This window comes from Vreelandella neptunia, assembly GCF_034479615.1.
Taxonomy (GTDB): domain Bacteria; phylum Pseudomonadota; class Gammaproteobacteria; order Pseudomonadales; family Halomonadaceae; genus Vreelandella; species Vreelandella neptunia.
Map to the genome: position 1 here is coordinate 2,164,721 of NZ_CP140255.1, position 19,265 is coordinate 2,183,985.

Annotated in this window: 18 protein-coding genes; 14 read left to right on the plus strand and 4 right to left on the minus strand. The window is 52.7% G+C overall.

From position 1 onward, the window contains the following. Positions 1–105: 105 nt before the first annotated feature. The 11 genes from SR894_RS10030 (at position 106) to SR894_RS10080 (ending at position 12,448) form a co-directional block, all read left to right on the plus strand. Positions 106–1,044 carry a sugar ABC transporter substrate-binding protein gene (locus tag SR894_RS10030; protein ID WP_133732450.1) on the plus strand — a complete coding sequence of 313 codons (939 nt, stop codon included), beginning with the start codon at positions 106–108 and terminating at the stop codon, positions 1,042–1,044. 233 nt (positions 1,045–1,277) lie between these two features. Continuing rightward, positions 1,278–2,225, plus strand: a complete 948-nt coding sequence (locus SR894_RS10035) for an ABC transporter permease (RefSeq protein WP_208862705.1) — start codon at positions 1,278–1,280, stop codon at positions 2,223–2,225. Positions 2,226–2,241: 16 nt separating this feature from the next. After that, positions 2,242–3,201: an ABC transporter permease gene (locus SR894_RS10040; RefSeq protein ID WP_223289220.1), complete on the plus strand. Its 960-nt coding sequence runs from the start codon at positions 2,242–2,244 to the stop codon at positions 3,199–3,201. Then, positions 3,198–4,739: a sugar ABC transporter ATP-binding protein gene (locus tag SR894_RS10045; protein ID WP_223289219.1), complete on the plus strand. Its 1,542-nt coding sequence runs from the start codon at positions 3,198–3,200 to the stop codon at positions 4,737–4,739. Before SR894_RS10040 ends, SR894_RS10045 begins: the two co-directional genes overlap by 4 nt. A 72-nt stretch (positions 4,740–4,811) precedes the next feature. After that, positions 4,812–5,891 carry a maleylacetate reductase gene (locus SR894_RS10050; RefSeq protein WP_223289218.1) on the plus strand — a complete coding sequence of 360 codons (1,080 nt, stop codon included), beginning with the start codon at positions 4,812–4,814 and terminating at the stop codon, positions 5,889–5,891. Continuing rightward, positions 5,888–7,273, plus strand: a complete 1,386-nt coding sequence (locus SR894_RS10055) for an amidohydrolase family protein (RefSeq protein ID WP_223289217.1) — start codon at positions 5,888–5,890, stop codon at positions 7,271–7,273. Before SR894_RS10050 ends, SR894_RS10055 begins: the two co-directional genes overlap by 4 nt. Next, on the plus strand, positions 7,270–8,217 hold the full coding sequence (locus tag SR894_RS10060; RefSeq protein WP_223289216.1) for an NAD(P)-dependent oxidoreductase: 948 nt from the start codon (positions 7,270–7,272) through the stop codon (positions 8,215–8,217). The genes SR894_RS10055 and SR894_RS10060 overlap by 4 nt, the downstream gene beginning before the upstream one ends. After that, on the plus strand, positions 8,210–9,073 hold the full coding sequence (locus SR894_RS10065; protein ID WP_223289215.1) for an intradiol ring-cleavage dioxygenase: 864 nt from the start codon (positions 8,210–8,212) through the stop codon (positions 9,071–9,073). Before SR894_RS10060 ends, SR894_RS10065 begins: the two co-directional genes overlap by 8 nt. A 59-nt stretch (positions 9,074–9,132) precedes the next feature. Next, positions 9,133–9,723, plus strand: coding sequence for a malonic semialdehyde reductase (locus tag SR894_RS10070; RefSeq protein WP_223289214.1), 591 nt, complete (start codon positions 9,133–9,135; stop codon positions 9,721–9,723). Positions 9,724–9,838: 115 nt separating this feature from the next. After that, on the plus strand, positions 9,839–10,576 hold the full coding sequence (locus SR894_RS10075; protein ID WP_223289213.1) for a sulfite exporter TauE/SafE family protein: 738 nt from the start codon (positions 9,839–9,841) through the stop codon (positions 10,574–10,576). A gap of 90 nt (positions 10,577–10,666) precedes the next feature. After that, positions 10,667–12,448 (plus strand): extracellular solute-binding protein, encoded by a 1,782-nt coding sequence (locus SR894_RS10080; RefSeq protein ID WP_133732460.1) that lies wholly within the window; start codon positions 10,667–10,669, stop codon positions 12,446–12,448. Positions 12,449–12,505: 57 nt separating this feature from the next. Here SR894_RS10080 and SR894_RS10085 read toward each other — a convergent pair whose 3' ends face one another. Then, the gene (locus SR894_RS10085; protein WP_133732461.1) at positions 12,506–13,309 is read right to left on the minus strand and encodes an SDR family NAD(P)-dependent oxidoreductase; all 804 of its coding nucleotides are present in this window, start codon (positions 13,307–13,309) and stop codon (positions 12,506–12,508) included. Between the two features lie 396 nt (positions 13,310–13,705). Here SR894_RS10085 and SR894_RS10090 point away from each other — a divergent pair, with 396 nt between their 5' ends. Both SR894_RS10090 and SR894_RS10095 read left to right on the plus strand, forming a co-directional pair. Beyond that, positions 13,706–14,536, plus strand: a complete 831-nt coding sequence (locus tag SR894_RS10090; RefSeq protein ID WP_133732462.1) for a 3-oxoadipate:acetyl-CoA acetyltransferase — start codon at positions 13,706–13,708, stop codon at positions 14,534–14,536. A gap of 215 nt (positions 14,537–14,751) precedes the next feature. Next, entirely contained in the window at positions 14,752–15,039 is a 288-nt protein-coding gene (locus SR894_RS10095) for a sll1863 family stress response protein (RefSeq protein ID WP_027959459.1), read from the plus strand. Between the two features lie 83 nt (positions 15,040–15,122). On the opposite strand, the gene SR894_RS10100 is transcribed toward SR894_RS10095, so the two are convergent. The 3 genes from SR894_RS10100 to SR894_RS10110 form a co-directional block, all read right to left on the minus strand. After that, positions 15,123–16,334 (minus strand): toxic anion resistance protein, encoded by a 1,212-nt coding sequence (locus SR894_RS10100; RefSeq protein ID WP_133732463.1) that lies wholly within the window; start codon positions 16,332–16,334, stop codon positions 15,123–15,125. A gap of 104 nt (positions 16,335–16,438) precedes the next feature. Next, complete coding sequence (locus SR894_RS10105) at positions 16,439–17,380, minus strand: cobyrinic acid a,c-diamide synthase (protein ID WP_133732464.1); 942 nt, start codon at positions 17,378–17,380, stop codon at positions 16,439–16,441. 110 nt (positions 17,381–17,490) lie between these two features. Then, positions 17,491–17,679, minus strand: a complete 189-nt coding sequence (locus tag SR894_RS10110) for a YgaP family membrane protein (protein ID WP_133732465.1) — start codon at positions 17,677–17,679, stop codon at positions 17,491–17,493. 388 nt (positions 17,680–18,067) lie between these two features. Here SR894_RS10110 and SR894_RS10115 point away from each other — a divergent pair, with 388 nt between their 5' ends. Beyond that, positions 18,068–19,189 (plus strand): endonuclease/exonuclease/phosphatase family protein, encoded by a 1,122-nt coding sequence (locus SR894_RS10115; RefSeq protein ID WP_133732466.1) that lies wholly within the window; start codon positions 18,068–18,070, stop codon positions 19,187–19,189. The last annotated feature ends 76 nt before the right edge of the window (positions 19,190–19,265 follow it).

Sequence of the window (19,265 nt, forward strand, 5' to 3'; positions counted from 1 at the left end):
TCAGCCGCGTTGTGCCGAATCTAAGCGTAGCAGTAAGCTCCAAATCCAGGCTTGCATAGCCCGCAGGCTGAAGAACAATTACTAAAAAATGTTAGGAGAAACGCAATGTTCAAGAAAACCGCTATTGCCGCTTCGGTCATTATGATGTCGATCACTACGGCCCAGGCCGAAGATACTTATCGCATTGGTATTACTCAGAACAATGTGGGGGTTGATAGCTATCAAACAACCTATGAAAGCGCGTTTGAAGCTGCCGCTGAAGAGGCAGGCAACGTCGATATCGTGGTGCTAGATGCCGGTGGTGATGTCGCTCGTCAGATCGGGCAGATGCAGGATCTCATTCAACAACGAGTTGATGCCATCATTATTTGGCCGACCAACGGGCAGGCGGTTATTCCCGCTATACGCCAAGCACATAATGCCGGCATTCCGGTGGTCGTCACTAACTCTAAAATTGCTGAAGCGGGGCTAGAGTACATCGCTGCCTTCTCTGGGCCTGATAACGTACAGCAAGGCATTTCCTCTGCCGAGATGATGTGCGACGCCCTAGGTGGAGAAGGGCAGATCGTGCAAATTGCTGGCCAGCCTGGCTATACCACTGCTATGGAGCGTGCAAAGGGATTTGAAGATCGTCTAGCCGAAGCGTGCCCGGGTGTTGAGCTGATGGAAACGCAACCAGGCAACTGGAACCGTGAACGTGCCCAGCGGGTTATGGAAGATTTTTTGACCAAATATGACCGCATTGACGGCGTTTATTCTGGCGACGACAACATGGGTGTTGGCGCTCTGAATGCGGCTAAAGGCGCTGACCGAGCTGATGAAATTATTTTTATCGGCGCCACTAACTTCGCCGTTGGCTACGATGCGATTGAGCGTGGTGAGTATTACGGTTCTATTTATCAGTCTCCCGTAGATGATGCTGAAGCTGCTCTGCAGACGGCACTGGATGTTCTGGCGGGAGAAGACCTGCCGAAGATGAATTTCTTCGATACCCCCAAAATCACCGCTGAAAATCTCAGCGAGTTCGACCGCCCCGTTTTCTGAGGTAAGGCATGCTGCCCGGAATTACTGCCTTTAGTGTGCAGTTTCCGGGATACAGCATGCGCCTGAAAGCAGGGGTTCCTGCGCATGGAGTGCGCGGAAAGCGTCAATGGCAATTTGTTTGCCCATTGCGCTAACCGGTCTTTCCAAGTGATTTTATACAGGTGATTAGCATGGCTTCCGCAGAACAATCAAAATCCAGTCTGCCGAAAGGAAAGCTTAGCAAGGCAGGTGTAATGAGTTTTCTATCGGCTCAGGGAATTCTCATTTTTTTCCTGCTCGGTATGTTCGTTTTTTCGTTATTTTCTGAGCAGTTCCTCTCCCAGTCGAACATTATGACCGTGGTTCGCCAAGCTTCGATTATTGGCATCATCGCAGTCGGTGTCACGGTGGTGATCATTGGCGGCAATTTGGATCTTTCCGTGGGGTCGATGCTGTCGTTCTCTACAGTGCTGGTGGTGGATTTACACGACAAGATTGGCCCCACCAATGCGATTCTCATGATGTTTGCATTAACGCTGATGATCGGTGCTGTGAATGGCATTTTGATCGGCTTTCTACGTCTTAATTCGCTCATTGTGACGTTGGCTATGTTGTCAGCGATTCAGGGGTTTGTGCTGATTTATAGCGGTGGTCAGAACGTGGACATCGCCGACCAAGAGGGAACGTGGTTCGCCTTCTTTGGACGCGGCTATTTAGGGGGGATTGCAGTTCCTATCCTGCTTTTTGGTTTGCTGGCCATTTTGGTGCAAGTGGTGATGAGCTATACCGGATACGGACGACGCATCTTCGCTGTAGGTGGCAATCCGATGGCCGCTGTTTACTCCGGTATTCGTAAGAACTGGTGCGTGTTCAGTACCTATCTCATTTCAGCGTTCTGTGTGGCATGTGCGGCACTTGTACTTGGTTCCCGGGTGATGGGCTCGCAAAACAATGTTGGCCAAGGTTATGAGCTGCTGGTACTGGCCGGCATCATCCTCGGTGGCACTAGCTTACTGGGCGGCGCTGGCAGTATCTGGAAAACCGTGGTGGGCGTGCTGATCTTGGGCTTTATCCAGAATGGGCTGCTGTTGATGGGCTACCCCTATTACATCCAGTGGATCGTGACCTGGGTAATTATCATTCTGGCCGTATGGCTGGATCTCGCTAACAAGCGTAAGAGCTTGTTCACGACCCACTCATAACGCGGAGGAATGCAACATGACTTCAATTAAAGGGTTCTTCCGTGGCAGAACAAGTATCCAGCCAATCTGGGTGTTTGTCATCGCTCTCTTTATTTTCTTCAGCTTGATGTCGGAGTACTTCCTCTCGTTCGGCAACGTCACCAACATTTTGGTACAGACTTCCACCATCGGCTTGATCGCATTGGGCATGACGCTAGTGATGATCAACGGCAACATCGATTTATCGGTGGGGGCGATATTGGGGCTCGCCGCTTCGCTTGCGGTAGGTTTGCAAGAGATCAGTATGACACTGGCGATTCTCGCGGCACTTGGGTCGGGGATATTGCTGGGCGCAATCAATGGCCTAATTGTATGGAAAACCGGTGTAAATGCTTTCATCGTGACGCTAGGGGCCATGCTGGGCATAAGGGGGCTGATCTTCCTATACACCGGTGAGCAGTCGTTTTATGCGCTGAATTTTGCCTTCTCAGATTTTGGTACCAGCACTATCGGACCTTTTCCAGTATTGGCAGTCATCTTCCTGATTTGCACTTTGATCATGCATCTAGTGTTAACGCGAACCGGTCATGGACGTAACACCTTTGCAGTAGGCGGAAACCCAGAAGCCTCGATTGATGCAGGTATTCGGTTGGGGCGCCATATGATGATCAATTTCATTATTGTTGGCTTCTTTGCTGCCCTGGCGGGCGTGATGCTAGCCAGTCAAATGGGGGCCGCGACACCGAATTTGGGACGTGACTACGAGCTTTGGGTGATTACCGCTGTTGTTTTAGGTGGAACCAAGCTGACCGGTGGTTACGGCAGCATTGTCGGCACCCTAGGCGGTGTACTTGCCATCGGCATCCTGCGTAACGGTATGAACTTAATGCAGGTGCCCGCTTTTTATGTGCTGGTGATTCTAGGCGCGATTCTCATATCGGTATTGATTATCGACAAGAAACTCAATGCGCCCTCAACCAAGGAGGTGCGGATATGAATTCTCCCATTCAGTCACGTCGTCCGGTTGATGCCGAGCCGATACTTGAGCTCACAGGCATTACCAAGCGATTCCCCGGTGTGGTGGCACTCAACAACGTGGATTTCGACGTTCGCCCCGGCGAGGTGCATGCCTTGCTGGGGGAGAACGGCGCGGGTAAATCGACCTTGATGAAAGTACTGGCCGGTAAGCACCAAGCGAATGAGGGCAAGATCACCCTCGGTGGTGAAGAGATGGCCTTCGAAAATCCTAAACATGCCAAGCGTGCAGGGGTAGTTCTTATCCATCAGGAGCAGTCGTTGGTATCTGAAATGACGGTGGCCGAAAACATCTTTCTGGGCAGTCTGCCAAGAAAGCCGTTCAACCGTGTGGACTGGCGCAAGCTGCGCGAGGATACCAATAAGATTCTTGAGACGCTCAAGTGCGGTTTTCAACACGATGACATAGTGGGATCGCTGTCGATTGCTAAAAAACAGATGGTGGAGATTGGTCGTGCGCTAGCGTTTACCCCGCGAGTTGTGGTGTTTGATGAGCCTACGGCATCGCTCACTGACCACGAAAAACCAGTGCTTTACGACGTGATTAATTCGCTTTGCGAGCAAGGCGTGGGGATTGTTTATATCTCCCACCGCATGGATGAGATTTTCCATCTCTCTCACCGTATTTCCGTACTACGAGACGGCGAGTACACGGGCACCGTCAATACAGCGGATACCAACGAAGACGAGATTACCCGCATGATGATCGGCCGCAGTTTGGAGCTTGATCATGCCAGTAAACCCAGTGATTTCGGCAACAACCTGCTGGAAGTGCGCAACCTCACAGTGAAGCGAGTATTTGAGAATGTCAGCTTTAACGTTCGCAAGGGTGAGATCGTCGGCATGTATGGCCTGGTAGGCGCGGGACGCTCTGAAGTGGCAGAAACAATCTTCGGATTACGAACGCCTTCTGCTGGCGAGGTCGTGCTGGATGGCGAGGTGGTGCGTTTTCGTAATTCCCATGATGCAGTCGTCAATGGTGTTGCTCTAGTTCCAGAAGATCGCAAGGATCAAGGGCTGATTTTGGGGATGAACTGTCGTGACAACATGACGCTGGCAAGTCTGTCTAGCGTGTCGTCACTGGGTTTTATGACGAGTTCGAAAGAGCGCGAAGTTTACGACAAATATCACCAAGCAATGAAAATAAAAACGCCCAGCTGGCGCCAGAAGGTAGGCAATTTAAGCGGCGGGAATCAGCAGAAGATCGTTATCGGCAAGTGGCTGCATACGCATCCTAAATTACTCATTCTGGATGAGCCTACCCGGGGTATTGATGTTGGATCCAAATCGGAAATTCACACCTTGGTTAAAGACTTAGCCAAATCTGGCTACGCCGTGTTGGTGATTTCTTCGGAGATGCCTGAAGTGCTTGGCCTGAGTAACCGGATTATCGCTATGTATGACGGCCGCGTTACCGCTGAGTTTGATGGTGACAACGTTAGCGAGGACGAGCTAGTGCAAGCGATTACTGGGATGGGTAAGCCGGCGCAGGCGAGCTAGTTCGCCGCGTAGCGACTGGTGCGCTCTGCAAAGTGCGCATACAGACCACTTCAAACGTATAAGGAATGTTCCATGCAACCTTTTGTTTATGATGGCCTTCCATCTCGCGTGGTGTTTGGGCGGGGCACTCTCTCGCAACTAAGTGAAGAGATTGAGCATCTCGGCTGCTCGCGCGCTCTGGTGTTGGCAACGCCCCAGCAGCACGAGCAGGCAAGCCGCGTACTAGAGCAGTTGGGTAAGAAGGGGGCTGGCCTTTACGCTGACGCCGTCATGCATACGCCGGTCGAGGTGACCGAGCACGCCTTGCAGGTGGTGAAAGAGCTTAACGTGGATTGCACGGTTGCCATTGGCGGAGGCTCGACCATTGGGTTGGGTAAAGCCATTGCATTGCGCACTGGCTTACCTCAGATCGCTATTCCCACCACCTATGCCGGCTCCGAAATGACGCCGATCCTGGGGGAGACCCGCGATGGTATCAAGGCCACTCAGCGCACCCTTGAAGTATTGCCGGAAACGGTGATTTACGACGTTGATCTTACCTTAACACTTCCCGCTGTGATGTCGGGGACTAGTGGCATTAACGCGATTGCCCATGCGGTAGAAGCGCTTTATGCCCGCGACTGCAACCCGGTGATCGCGCTAATGGCAGAGGAAGGCATCGCGGCGTTAGCGAGAAGTTTACCCGTGATTGCCAGCGACCCTACCCATGCTGAGGCTCGTTCTGATGCGCTGTATGGCGCTTGGCTGTGTGGCACTTGCCTTGGGTCAGTGGGCATGTCGTTGCACCACAAGCTTTGCCATACCTTGGGTGGCTCCTTCAACTTGCCCCATGCAGAAACGCACACCATTGTGCTGCCTCATGCGCTGGCTTATAACGCGCCTGCGGTGCCCGGTGCGATGGCTCGTATTCGTCGTGCACTGGGCTGCGACGATGCGGCGGCTGGCTTGTTTGATTTAGGCCGCGCGGTAGGAGCCCCTAGTGGGCTTGCTGAGCTTGGTTTTACGGAAGCAGATGTTGAGCGTGCCACGGACATTGCCATCCAGAACCCATACTGGAACCCACGCGAGATAGAAGCCACGGGAATTCACCAGTTACTGAGCAATGCCCAGGCAGGTCGTCGGCCTAACGCTGATAGTGGGGAGGCTCAATGAAGACCCTGTTTATCAATGCTTCCGTGGTAACCATGGATCCGCAGCTGGGCGAGTTAAGCAACGGGCAGATACTGATCGAGGATGACAGGATTGTTGCAGTGGGTCATGAGCTGAAAACAGACCCCAACGCGCAGGGGGCCGAGGTCATTGACTGTGGCGGCGGCATCCTTATTCCTGGGCTGGTGAATGCCCATATGCATACCTGGCAGACAGGCCTACGTGGCGTTGCCGCTAACTGGACGCTGCTTGAGTATTTTCGTCATGTACACCGTGGATTGGCAGCACTATTCACGCCAAATGATATTTACATTGCCACCCGCATGGGGGCGATTAATCAGCTTAACTGCGGTACCACCACGCTGGGCGACTGGTGCCATAACAACCCCACCCCCGAACATACAGACGCTGCCATTTGGGGATTAAAGGAGTCAGGCATTCGCGCGCTGTTTATGCACGGCTCGCCCAAGCCCGACCCCAAGCCAGGACAGCCGCACTTTAGTGAAATCCCACATCCGCGCCATGAGATTGAGCGGCTGCTGGGTGGCGAGCTGTCTGATCCTGATGGTTTGGTCACCCTGGGGATGGCGATTCTGGGGCCTCATTACTCAACCCTGGACGTCACTCTGCAAGACTTCGCCCTGGCCAAAGAGTTTGGCCTGGTTGCCTCGATGCATCAGGGCGGCGGCGAAGCCGTGGCACCCGGCGCTTGGGACGAGGTGGAAGCACGCGGTCTGCTGGGCCCCGACATTAACATTGTTCATGGCCAGAGCCTGGATGAGGGCCAGATGTCTCGGTTCTGCGCCAGTGGCGTGACGTTTTCAGTGGCACCGGAAAATGAGATGACCCAAGGCCATGGCTTTCCAGTGACCGGGCTGGTGCGTCAACACGGCGGCCTGGTCTCACTCGGGGTAGACCTTGAGTCCGTGCTTTCTGGTGACATGTTCAGCGTAGCCCGTGCCGCCCTGGGGATGCAGCGTGCCTTGGATAACGATGCCTCGCGCCGTGAGCAGGGCAAGATCCCTGACACTTCGACCATTACCACCCGTGAAGCGCTGGGCTGGATCACACTGGATGGGGCAAAAGCCCTCGGGCTTGACGACCGCATTGGCAGCTTGACCCCAGGCAAACAGGCTGACTTGGTGCTGCTGGATAGCAACCAGCTCAATATGCAGCCGGTTAACGACCCCGTTTCGACGGTCGTTATGCAAACGAGCCTTGCCAATGTCGACAGCGTCATGGTGGCGGGGCAGTTCAAAAAACGTGGCGGCCGTCTGTTGATAGAGACCGAAAAGGGAATTGCTGAGCTTGCCAAGTCTGGCCACCGAATTCACGCCGAATTGCTGGCGCGTGAAACGCAATCGACACAGGAGGCAACCTCATGACAACCATTTCTTCGACGAACCATTCGCCCTCAAAAGTGGCTTGGGTAGGTTTGGGTAAGTTGGGCTTACCTATGGCCGCCAGGATTATTCAATCAGGAACTGCCGTTCATGGGTTTGACCTTTCGGCTGAACGCCTCGCCCTCGCTGAAAAAATAGGGGTTACGCCCCATCAACAGCTTGCCAGTGCGGTGGCTGACTGCGGCATGGTGTTTGTCTCTATCCCTGATGACCGTGCGTTGATCAATCTGTGTCTAGAATCCGGCGAACTAGTTCGCCACATGATACCTGGCAGTATCTTGATTGAGACGAGTACGGTGAGTGTTGAAGCCTCGGCCCGCGTCGCTGAAGCGGCAAAGGCCCGGGGTATTGAATATCTACGCAGCCCCGTCTCAGGTAATCCGGTGGCAGCAGAGGCTGGCACGCTGTCTGCGATGGTGTCTGGCCCGCGGGATGCGTTGGCAACGGCTAAGCCTGTGTTTGACGCCTTTACCAAGGCGCAGTACTGGCTGGGTGATGAAGAGCAGGCCCGCGTGGCTAAACTGGCGATCAACCTGATGATTGCCGTAAGTGCCGGAATGATGAGTGAAGCCCTGACCCTGGCGCGCAAAGGCAACATTGAATGGGACGCCATGTTAGAGCTTATCTCTGACAGCGCGGTGGGTTCGCCGATGGTGAAGTACAAGATACCACCACTTTTAGAGCGCGATTTTACCTCGACGTTTTCGGCTGCCCAGATGGCCAAAGATCTTGATTTGATACTCGATTGTGCCCACGGCTCTGGGGTGTCTACGCCGCTGGCAGCGCAAATGCGCGAAGCCTATACCGCGCTCATCGCCACGGGGCATGGCGGTGATGACTACATCGCCACTGTACATCATACCGAGCGCCTTTCAGGACTAGGTGAACCTGTGTCAGCACAGCAGGGAGGGCAAACGCATGCGTAACTTAACCACCGACAACATTACCGCAGCGGTGATTGATGAATTTTCCAGCTGTGAAGATGAACGGCTTAAAACGCTGCTTAATGGCCTGGTAAAACACCTGCATGCCTATTTGCGCGAGGTGAAGCCCACCGAGAAAGAGTGGGCCCAGGCGATTGAGTTTCTCACCCGAGCGGGGCAAATGTGTGACGACGAACGCCAGGAGTTCATCCTGCTGTCTGACACCCTTGGGGTGACCATGCTAGTGGATGCGATCAACCACGCAAGCAGTGATCCCAAGATTACCGAAAGCACGGTGTTGGGCCCTTTTTATGTTGAAAACCCTCCCCAAGCCAACCAAGGCGACGCCATTAACTGGGGCGTGGAAGGTGAGCCGTTATTCATCGAGGGCAACGTGCACGATGCCCTGGGCAAGCCCTTGGCGAATGTCACTATTGATGTCTGGCAGTCAGACAGTGAAGGTTTTTATGACGTCCAAAAGCCTGAGCTTGAAAGTGCCTCGCTACGCGCTCGTTTTCACACGGACAGCCAGGGGCATTACGCCTTCTGGACGGTGACGCCTTCGCCTTATCCAATTCCGACTGACGGGCCGGTCGGCAAAATGCTCGAAATTACTGGGCGTCATCCTTATCGACCCGCCCATGTGCATTTCATGTTGATGGCACCGGGGTACGAAACCTTGGTCACTCAAATCTTCGCTGAGGATGACCCTTATCTCGATTCCGATGCGGTATTTGGCGTGAAAGATTCACTGGTCAAGGAGTTTACTCAGCAGCCAGCGGGGCAGGCACCCGATGGCCGGCAGATGGAAACACCTTACCGCTACTTTCATTACGACTTCGGCTTAAAGACGGCCTGAGCGTCTTACCCTGAACGTCCGGCTCGAACTGAGCTGGTTAAACCGAAAGAGGAAATGACATGACGACGATTGATCAAAAAGCTATTGCAACTCTGTTTACTGAAGCACGTACTCATAACGTTTGGCAGGATCGTGAGGTAAGTGAAGACACCCTGCGCGAACTGTATAACCTAATGCATTTCGGCCCCACGTCCATGAATTGCCAGCCGTCGCGGATTATTTTTCTGACCACCGATGCTGCAAAAGAGCGCCTGAAGCCAGCGCTGTTACCGGGCAACCAGGAGAAGACCATGAAAGCCCCGGTGGTGGCTGTGATTGGTTTTGATACCGAGTTTTATGAGCACTTGCCGCGTATGTTTGCCCATAACAAGGATGCCAAGTCATTATTCGAAGGTAAGCCGGACTTTATTCACTCCACAGCGTTCCGCAATAGCTCCATTCAGGGCGGCTATCTCATTTTAGCGGCGCGTGCACTTGGCCTGGATGCAGGCCCCATGTCTGGATTCAACAATGCGGCCGTGGATGAAGAGTTCTTCCCTGACGGTAAAGTGAAGAGCAACTTCCTGTGTAACTTAGGCTATGGCGATGCCAGCGCATTGTTTCCCCGTGGTGATCGCTTCTCCTTCGATGAAGTGTGCAACGTCATATAAAAAACACATAGCTAACGCTTTCTTGCTGACCCAACGAAAGGGGGCCGTGACTGTCATGGCCCCCTTTTCGCTCTTTACGAGAGGAGCCGCGGCTCACTATTACTGAGGCTTTCGAATGGTTGTCGACTGGGTATTTGTGGCGCTAATGATTATTGCAGTGCTGCTCACCGGTATTTCCAAGTCAGGATTTGCTGGTGGGGTGGGTGTTGTAGCCGTGCCGTTGATCTCGTTAAAAGCGAGCCCAACATTTGCGGTGGCGGTGATGCTACCCCTGCTAATTGTGATGGATATCTTTAGCCTAAAAGCGTGGTGGCGACAGCGGGTTGATCGTTTATTGTGGTTGATGTTTCCACCGGCGATATTGGGTGTTGGAGTAGGTTATTTCACCTATGGCTGGTTTGACGAAGCGCTCCTGAAGCTACTGCTGGGTATTTTTTCAGTGCTGTTTGGTCTATGGGGGCTATTTAAACCGCTACGTGGAAAGCGGCTGCCTGCTTGGGTTGGTCGCCTGAGTGGTGGGATGGCAGGGTTTACCAGCTTTATTGCCCACGCGGGTGGTCCGCCGCTAAACTTTTACTTGTTGCAATGCCAACTGACGAAACAGCAGTTTCTGGGCACAGCAGTGGTGTTTCTGGCGATTACCAATTTGGTCAAGCTGGTTCCTTATACCCTGCTGGGCTTGGTGAATACCGATAACCTGACGATAGCGCTACTACTGATGCCGGTTGCGTGGTTGGGGGTTAAGTTGGGGTTGGTTATTCAGAAACGCATCGATGGTGAGCTATTTTTCATGGTGATCCTTTGCCTACTGATCTTGCTAGGTATCCGGTTAATCATGGACGGTATCATCTGACGCTTGAATACTTTAAATATCGGCCGATCGTTAAAAGCGCTTATCACTATTTTGTTAGTCTTATGGCTTTATGATGCCTAGGGGGTTGTCATGAGAGACGGTCACGCTGAGATAAATGAAGCTAAGCCAGAAGGACCGTACGATAAGCTGTCGCAAATGCCCCCTTCAAAAATTTCTAATACAGAGTTTGCTCGTTTTATCGATTTCATTGAAAAATTCGAAGATGAAACTGAAGGCACGCTCTCCATGGCCCTCGGCTATCGTGAAATGCGCATGCTGCTGCACGTCATGCGCAACCATCTTGCGGGTAGATTAACCACTCCAACGTCGCTGGCAGATGCGTCTGGTTTGACTTACGGTACGGCAAAACGCGGTATCGAGAGTATTATGCAGCGTGGCTTACTTATCTCACGCCCACGAACTAAGTCGGGTAAGACGGTTTCGTTGCATCCTTCCCCTCAAATGATTCAAGAGTGGGAGAGCTACGCTGAGCGAATTAAAGGACTTCTCGGGCCGTTGTTCGGTATAGCCCCAGGTTCAGACACTGCCAGTAAAATCTTTTTGGGAATGTCGTCAACAGATCGGGTGATATCGACGCCAGCAGTGCTGTCGGCGCGGCTTCAATTGAAGGGTGGATTACGTGTGTTAGCGCATGCTGACCCAACGTTTATGGCCATGCATAATCTTAAACGACAATTAGAGTCGATCTTCGGTCTAGAAATACGCAACAAAGCAAGGTCAATCGATAATCTTCTAGATGAGATCCTCGATAATGCCCGTTTGGCGAAGTCGCGCTATGACGTGGTGGCCTGTGATCTGCCCTGGTTTGGTGAATTAGCGGCCAGCGGTATTCTCATGCCTCTCGATACGCTAATTAAACGCGATAATTACGATCTTTCTGATTTCCATCCCATGGCTATTCAGAGTTCAGGGTATGCAGGTAGTCAGTACGGTATACCTGTTCAAACCACACCGGAATTACTCTGTTATCGTCAGGATGTTTTCGATGCGGCGCAGTTAACGCCGCCCACCACCACGGAAGCACTGGTTAAAGTCGCTAGGCAGTTGCATGACCCAGCCAAAGGACGCTACGGCATTGCCTGGAATGCGGCAAGAGGCACGCCCCTTGGGCATACCTTTAGTTTTTTAATGGCAAAGTTCGGTCAACCGCTGCTTAATCTACCTAGCGGCCAGGGCGGTTATGATTTTCAGCTAGCCGCGGGCGAGCAGTTGCGCCCGATGTTTCAGTCAGATGCCGCTTATAGGGCCTGCGAATATATGCTGGATATTTTGAAATATTCGCCGCCGAATATTCTCAGTATGTCCTGGTATGAACGTGCCCAGTCGTACGCATCAGGAGAGGCCTGTATGGCCTACTGCTATACACTGCTCGCACCGCTGTTTGAGTTGGATCGGCACTCTCCTGCATATGGCAATACTGGCTATCTTCCCCATCCAGTTGGAAATCATGGTCGCGCCATAACTCCGATCGGTGGTTATGCCCTCGCTATTCCCGCTAACTTAGCACCAGAGCGTGTTGAGGCAGTATGGACAGCACTTAGACACCTGACCTCAGCCAATATGTCCAAACTTTACATTATGAACGGTAGCCTGGTAACGCCTCGTTTCAGTGTTAGTAAGGATCCAGAAGTGTCCGCATTATCGCCGCTAATTAAGATTGTCGATGACATGGCAAAAAAGGATATTTTACAGGCATGGCCACGCCCGCCCGTGCCTGGGGTTACGGAGGTCATCAGCATTGCAGGAAACGAGATATTTGAAGTGCTGGATGGACGGCGCTCTATCAAAAAAGCACTCTCTATTGCTCAAAAGCGTGCCGATAAGGTGATGCGCGAAAAGGGACATTATTAGTCAGGAGTGAGGCTTAGCCCCATGCCTAAGAGACAGGCATGGGGGCGTTGTGCTCACTTACTGCATAATCATACCGCCATCAATCATCAACAGCTGACCGGTCATGTAATCAGATTCAGCGCTGGCCAGGAATGAGGCGGTGCCGACCACATCTTCCGGGTAGGAGTAGCGCTTCATTAAGATCATTTTCTCAGCAAGCTCGTCCATAGACTGGCCTTGCTTATCGAATTTGCCGATACTGACTAAGTCTTTATCGAGCTGCTCCCACAGTTCAGTGCGCACTACGCCGGGGCCATAACCATTGACCGTAATATTGTGGTCGACCAGTGCTTTGGCGCCGCCGTTAATCATCGCCAGCACAGCGTGTTTGCTGCATGAGTAGGGCACAACGTCATCAAAGGCCTGTCGAGACAGAATTGAGCCAACGTTAATGATTTTATAAGGGCCGTTTTCTTTGCCCTGGTCAATCATCTGCTTGGCTGCTTCCTGCATGCCGAGCAGGCAGCCCAGCGCGTTAACATCCATTATCTGATGCCAGTTTTCCTCAGTGATATCAAGGAACATCAGTGGCTTATTGATGCCCGCATTATTGACCATTACGTTCAGGCTACCAAAGGCATCGACCGTTGCTTTAACTGCAGCCTGCACTTCAGCACGATCGGTAACGTTAAGTTTGACTGCAATAGCATCGCCTCCGTTTGCTTTGATACGTGAAGCGACTTCTTCGCACCCTTCAATATTGATATCCGCCACGCAAACCTTCGCCCCTTGAGCAGCATAATGTTCGGCAACGGCGGCGCCCATGCCACGTGCGGCACCTGTGATTAAGCAATTTTTACCTTTGAGTCGAGTGTTGTCCATGAGGTTACCTTGGAAGTCTTGTTGTGAGTATCTCCACGTCACCCTAGATAAATAGTCATCCTTGTGGGGTGGCTGAAGTCCGCGTTAACAAGGAAATCTGTCATTTACTAGGTATCGCGATTGGCAGATTTTGTTACCTTGTGTGGGCATATTCTCGGGATGTGATACCGGCAATGACAGGTTGGTCAGTCGTTAATATGACCAGATTGGACTTTTCTAATGGCGCTGCGTTATGAGAAGGGAGGTTTTTTGGGATTTAATGTCTTCTTAGTTGTAGTTCAAACAATAACGTTTTGGATTGCTAAATGATGCAGGCTCGTAGCAAGTTCCTATAAATGGATCTGATGCTAAACGGTTTAACCTATTTATACTCAATAAAAACAAGGAGAGGCGTCCATGTCTAAGCCCTGTATTATCTGTGTAGCCATCACTGGCAGTCTGCCACGCAAAGAGAATAACGCTGCAGTACCCATCACTATTGATGAACAGGTTGAAAGCACTCAAGCGGCGTTTGAAGCCGGTGCCAGTATTGCCCATTGTCATGTGCGTAACGATGATCAAACGCCCTCGTCCGATCCAGAGAAGTTTGAACGTCTTATGGAAGGTCTTAAGAAGCATTGCCCAGGCATGATTATTCAGTTTTCCACCGGCGGGCGCTCTGGTGCAGGTGAGGCTCGCGGTGGTATGTTGTCGCTTAAACCCGATATGGCCAGCCTTTCGGTAGGCTCTAATAACTTTCCAAACCGCGTTTATGAAAACCCACCTCAGTTGGTGGAATGGCTTGCCGCTGAGATGCTCAAGTACGATATTAAACCCGAAATTGAGGCATTTGATCTATCGCACATTCATCAGGCGGTCTCGCTTTCTAACCAAGGAAAACTCAAATCACCGCTTTACGTCCAGTTCGTAATGGGCGTAAAAAATTCAATGCCAGCAGACAAGCCAACGTTTGATTTTTATATTGAGACGCTCAAGCGACTGGCGCCGGACGCCCAATGGTGCGGTGCAGGTATTGGAGCAAATCAGTATTTGCTTAACGAGTGGTCGATCGCTGCGGGCGGCCATACACGCACTGGTCTTGAAGATAACGTGCGTCTTGATCGAAATACACTGGCTTCTTCCAATGCTGAGTTGGTAGCGCGAACTGTTGCATTGTGTAGTAAATATCAGCGTCCAGTGGCGACTTGGAAGAAAGCGCGTGAAATATTGGGGCTTAAAATTACTTAAAGGTTGTCACCGGGATACCAAGCAAGGCACTCGTCATTGCCATTAAACTAGAAAAAGAAACGCCTTCAACGATACTTTTAGCATCTGTTCGCGTTGTAGCTGTCAGCCTTTCAAGTGCAAGCCTCGGATTAACAAGTTGAGATTTCCAGCTAATCTGGTAGACAGAGATTCACATCGAATCCGTCATACCCGTTACCGCAAGGGGAGGTATCACCATGAGACAGCGCGATGAATTCGTTGAAGAAATGAAAGCCAGGCTCGATGAGTGGAATGCTGATATCGATAAGCTGACTGCCAAGGCGCGTCAGGCGAGCGACGAGGCGAGGGTCAAGTACCAAGAGGACATCGAGCGACTAAAGAAGCGTCAAGCAGAGACTCAGCAAAGGCTCGATGAGCTTCAGCATGCCAGCGAAGCTGCCTGGGAGACTGTCCGCCAAGGTATGGAAGACTCTTGGGAGCTGATGCGCAAAGCCTTCCGGGACGCCTCTTCCCGTTTCAAGTAGTTGATTCAGCGAACCTAAACAGCCAGCTTATTCAACTAGCTTATTCTACTAACAGTGCGCTTCACTTTGAAAAGCCTGAACAATCAGCTGGGGTCGCGACCATCTTTTGGTTGCGATTCGCTGCCTTCTTGAAGGCGTTCGATGGACGAATTTCCCTGTTTAGCCAAAGTCGCTAATCTGTTGATTTGCTCATCCAGCCGGGGCAGGGCCTCTTGCCGATAGCTGGATAGATCGTCGATGGCGCCCATCACCTCGCTGAAAGCCTCCTCAAGCACTTGCATGTCGAGCATTGCGGAGGAGGCCCGCTTTTGAATGTTCACGCCTTGCTGCCGCAGCGCCTTGGCAGTGCCACCAATCATCTGCGAGGTGGTCGTATTGAGGGCTTCGATGCGATCCAGCACCAGGCGCTGATTAGCCATCGCCATGGCCACCGTGACCGCGACGGTGAGCGCCGAGACGGTGACGTTAATGGCTCTGTCCACGCCGCGCATTAATTCACGGTTGTTGCGGATAATCACCTCTAGTGCCAGCACGCCCTGCTGACTCACCGCCAGTTGTTGCTGGAGGTCGACAATGCGCTGACGGAGGGGAAAGAGTAGTTCTTCCTCAAGAAATTGGCGCCGCGGATCATCGCCATCGCGAGCGGCGATCTCCTCCTGCAGGCGCCGATCGATCATGCGCCCCAGCGCAATTTGGCGGTTCAACTCGCCAAGAATTTTAGTTAACGCCTGCTGGTCATCGTTCAGCGTGAGGTTGTCACGATGCAGCATGTCGCGACCGCTTTCCAGATCCTCGATGATCGCATCCAAGGCCTGCTGGGTATTCTCAAACTTGCGAAAGTAGCGCTGCAGGCGGCTATCCAGGCCAGGAATGACCGCTAGAACGCGATCCAATGTAGTTGGTGCCAGGCGATGGCGTGCAGGGTCGAGCCCCTCCATACGCCCGCGCAGATCGGTCAGTGCCTTGGCGACCGGCCCGCCTTCGTCGCCCTGGTGGGCCAGCTTGCGCAGCGGTGTTTGCAGCATGGCACTGCGATGGGCAGCCTGCTGCTGCAGTTCAAGGCCCATCTCGTCCACGGCACGGCGCTGGCGAACCACGGATTCTTCGTCCCCTTCGGCAAGAATGTCTTCGACAAAGCGGTCGGCCATCGCCTCAAGCTCAGGATCGATATCACGCTCATCGGGGGTTACCGACTCAGCCTGACTTGCCCCCAATCGACTAGCTCCCAACTGGTCAGCGATCTCGTCCACCGGGGGCAGGGAGAGGCGACGTTTGTCATCGGATTGCTGAGCCATAGACATCTCCTGAGCTGTTAAAAAAAGCTCGATTAGATAAATCGGTTAAATAAAACCGTTTATAAAAACATAGTAAAAACTGCACGGTACCACTGAATGCAATCTTAATCTTTGCGGGCATAACGATCTGCACCTTCGACAAAGAGGCGTAGATCCTCCAGTGCTTTTTCGGTGGTAACCGACGCCTGTGGGCGAGCCGTCTCGATGCGCGCCATGGCAACGGCGGTATCGTCGAGTACGGTCAAGGCGGATTCGATACGGGCAGAGAGCTTGTTCAGTCGATGTTCGGTTTCCACTAGCAGATCGAGGCGACGCACCAGGGCCGTGCGCTCTTCATCGCTTAATCGTTTGCCCTCCCGTTCCAATCGACCTCGGACGTAATTACCATCCACGCTAACCACACCCCTTGCCTGGGAGGCCATGGTCGTCAACGTATCCACCGCCCCAAAACAAACTTGAGTGACCAAGCCTTGTGAGCGCTCGAAGGCCAGTTCGCCAGTGTGGAATCGGTCGCCCAGCACGTCCATCACATGGTGGTAGCGGCTATAGAGGCGGTCTGTGAGGATAGCCAGATCGGGACGGTGCACGTCGAGCAGGTTCTGCTTGGCCCGACACATGGCTAGTACGAGGTCGTTGGCTCCCACGGGGGGGCTTGCGGGATCGAGCACCGAGACACCTGCTTCATAGGCGTTGCGCTCCTCTTCAGCCCGCCGTCGCTGTGCTTCGGCCTCTCTTTGAACCTCGAGGCGACGCAAGCGGCGGCGGGCCAGCCAGCCGCGTAGCGTTCGCTCGACAGGGAGTGCCACTGGAATGGCGACGAGGCCCGTCAGCCAGCCAAACAGGCTGGGGCTGAAACCACCCCATAGGGAGGTCAGCCACAGCAGCATGCTGATGGTAGGAACTACCAAGCAATAGCGGGCGATCACCTGTAGTCGACTGGGCGTCGCCAGCGGAACCGCCAAACCAGGATTGAACAGGCCGACCAGTAGCCAGGGCAGGCAGGTCATAAACAGGCCATAGGAAAAACCCTGCAGGAATCCCAACATAGATATGGCTATCCTTCAGTCATGGAGCGCAAACACTGCGCGTAGAATAACTGAGATAGGTCGCTAAGCACCAGTTGGGCAGCTACAGGCCATTGGCTGGCTGAAAGCTACTATTTAACCTTGCAGGTATTAACACCTAGTAGCTTGTAGGCTGGGCAGAAGTTAAATAGCCCTGTGGCAAGCGGCAGCACGCCAATCCACCCCCAAAGCCCGATAGTGCCTGTCAGGGCCAATACAATCAGTACAATCCCCACCAGGATGCGTAAAATTTTATCGATACCACCGACATTGCTGTTCATAACGGACTCCTCGAACTCAGTTTGGTGTGCAATTGTAATAAAGTCTTTGTATTAATCATTTGGAATAACGTAATAACCTATTATTCGCTTAACGAGCATAGCCGTCATTTAGGTTAATAGCCGTCATTTAGGTTAAGAGCACGAAGCAAGTGCGCGTAGCTTGATCCATATCAAGCCAATAGGGTGTTAGTGGTTGCGAACTGATTTACAGCGGGAGAGAGCTGGATTACGTCGATTTAGTGGGTCAGTGCTATGACGGTGTCTCTCAGATAAATGGGCATGCAGCTATCCAGAGAGGGGTATGCTTAAATCGTCACAATATCTGCGGCAATCTAGGCCGACATAACCGGGATCCTCCTGGTTACCGTTGCCGCATTTGAGAGGTTTCATGTTGTTAAAACTCCTTCTCTGGTTTATCCGGTTATTGGTGCTCTTGATGGTAGTGGTGGCCTTGCTGCCATTAATACCCAGCGGTCAGTGGTGGATCAGGCTGTGGGATTTTCCACGCCTGCAGCTAACGAGCGCGTTGGTCTTGCCAGCGCTCCTTCTGGGCGTTCACGCTTGGCTTAAGCGCCCACGAAAAGAGCACGCCGTATGGGGAGTGGTCATTCTTGTGATAGCAGGATGGCACTTAACACACATCCTGCCGTTTACATCCGTTTGGTCGACTGAGGTGCCCACCGCTGAGGTAGAGCCAAAAGAAGGCCAGATAACGTTAAAAGTGCTGACGGCAAATGTTGATTACAAAAATGATCGGTATGCTGAGGTAGTGGCAATGGTTCAGCAGGAGGAGCCTGATTTACTGCTGCTAATCGAAGTCAATAACGCCTGGGCCGAAGGCTTGGCGCCACTTGACGAGGAGTACGCCCACCGAGTAGGGGAGGTTCGCGATGAGGGGCTTGGGATAGTGCTTTGGTCGCGGATTCCGCTGCTGGAGCAGGGAGTAGAATATTTAGTCTCAGACCGTAGACCCTCCATTTTTGCAACGATTGACGTACCAGGCATCGGGCCAGTGCGCTTCGTTGGCGCCCATCCGGTTCCGCCAGGGCTGCAGGAACGAACCGTTAGCAACGAGGATGAACGACGAGACAGTCGAGAACGCGATGCAGAGCTGATGCTCATTGCTCGGCATGTGGAAGAAGACCCGGACAACCGCTGGATCGTCACCGGTGATTTTAACGACGTTGCGTGGTCTGACACCACCAAGCTTTTCGCTGACTTGAGTGATCTCAAAGATCCTCGCCGTGGCCGGCGATTGCTGAGTACCTACCATGCGGAGTACCCATGGTGGCGATACCCGATAGACCATCTGTTCGTTTCTGACGGTTTCCATCTTATTGATATCGACAGAGTGAAGGTGCAAGGTTCTGACCACTTCGGCCTCTCTACCACGCTAACCGTTGGCCGCAAAGATCATGGCAAGCCGGAGGCTTCCGCAGAAGAAGAGCAGGAGGCCGAAGAGATGGTCGAGGAGGGGGCTGAAGACGCCGCTGAGCATGATGGCGGTTAGTCGAAGACGCGGTAATAAAGGCTCGATCTTCTGAATTTCTTCGATGTGTGTGGTTCTGTTGTTCAACAGCGGTTTA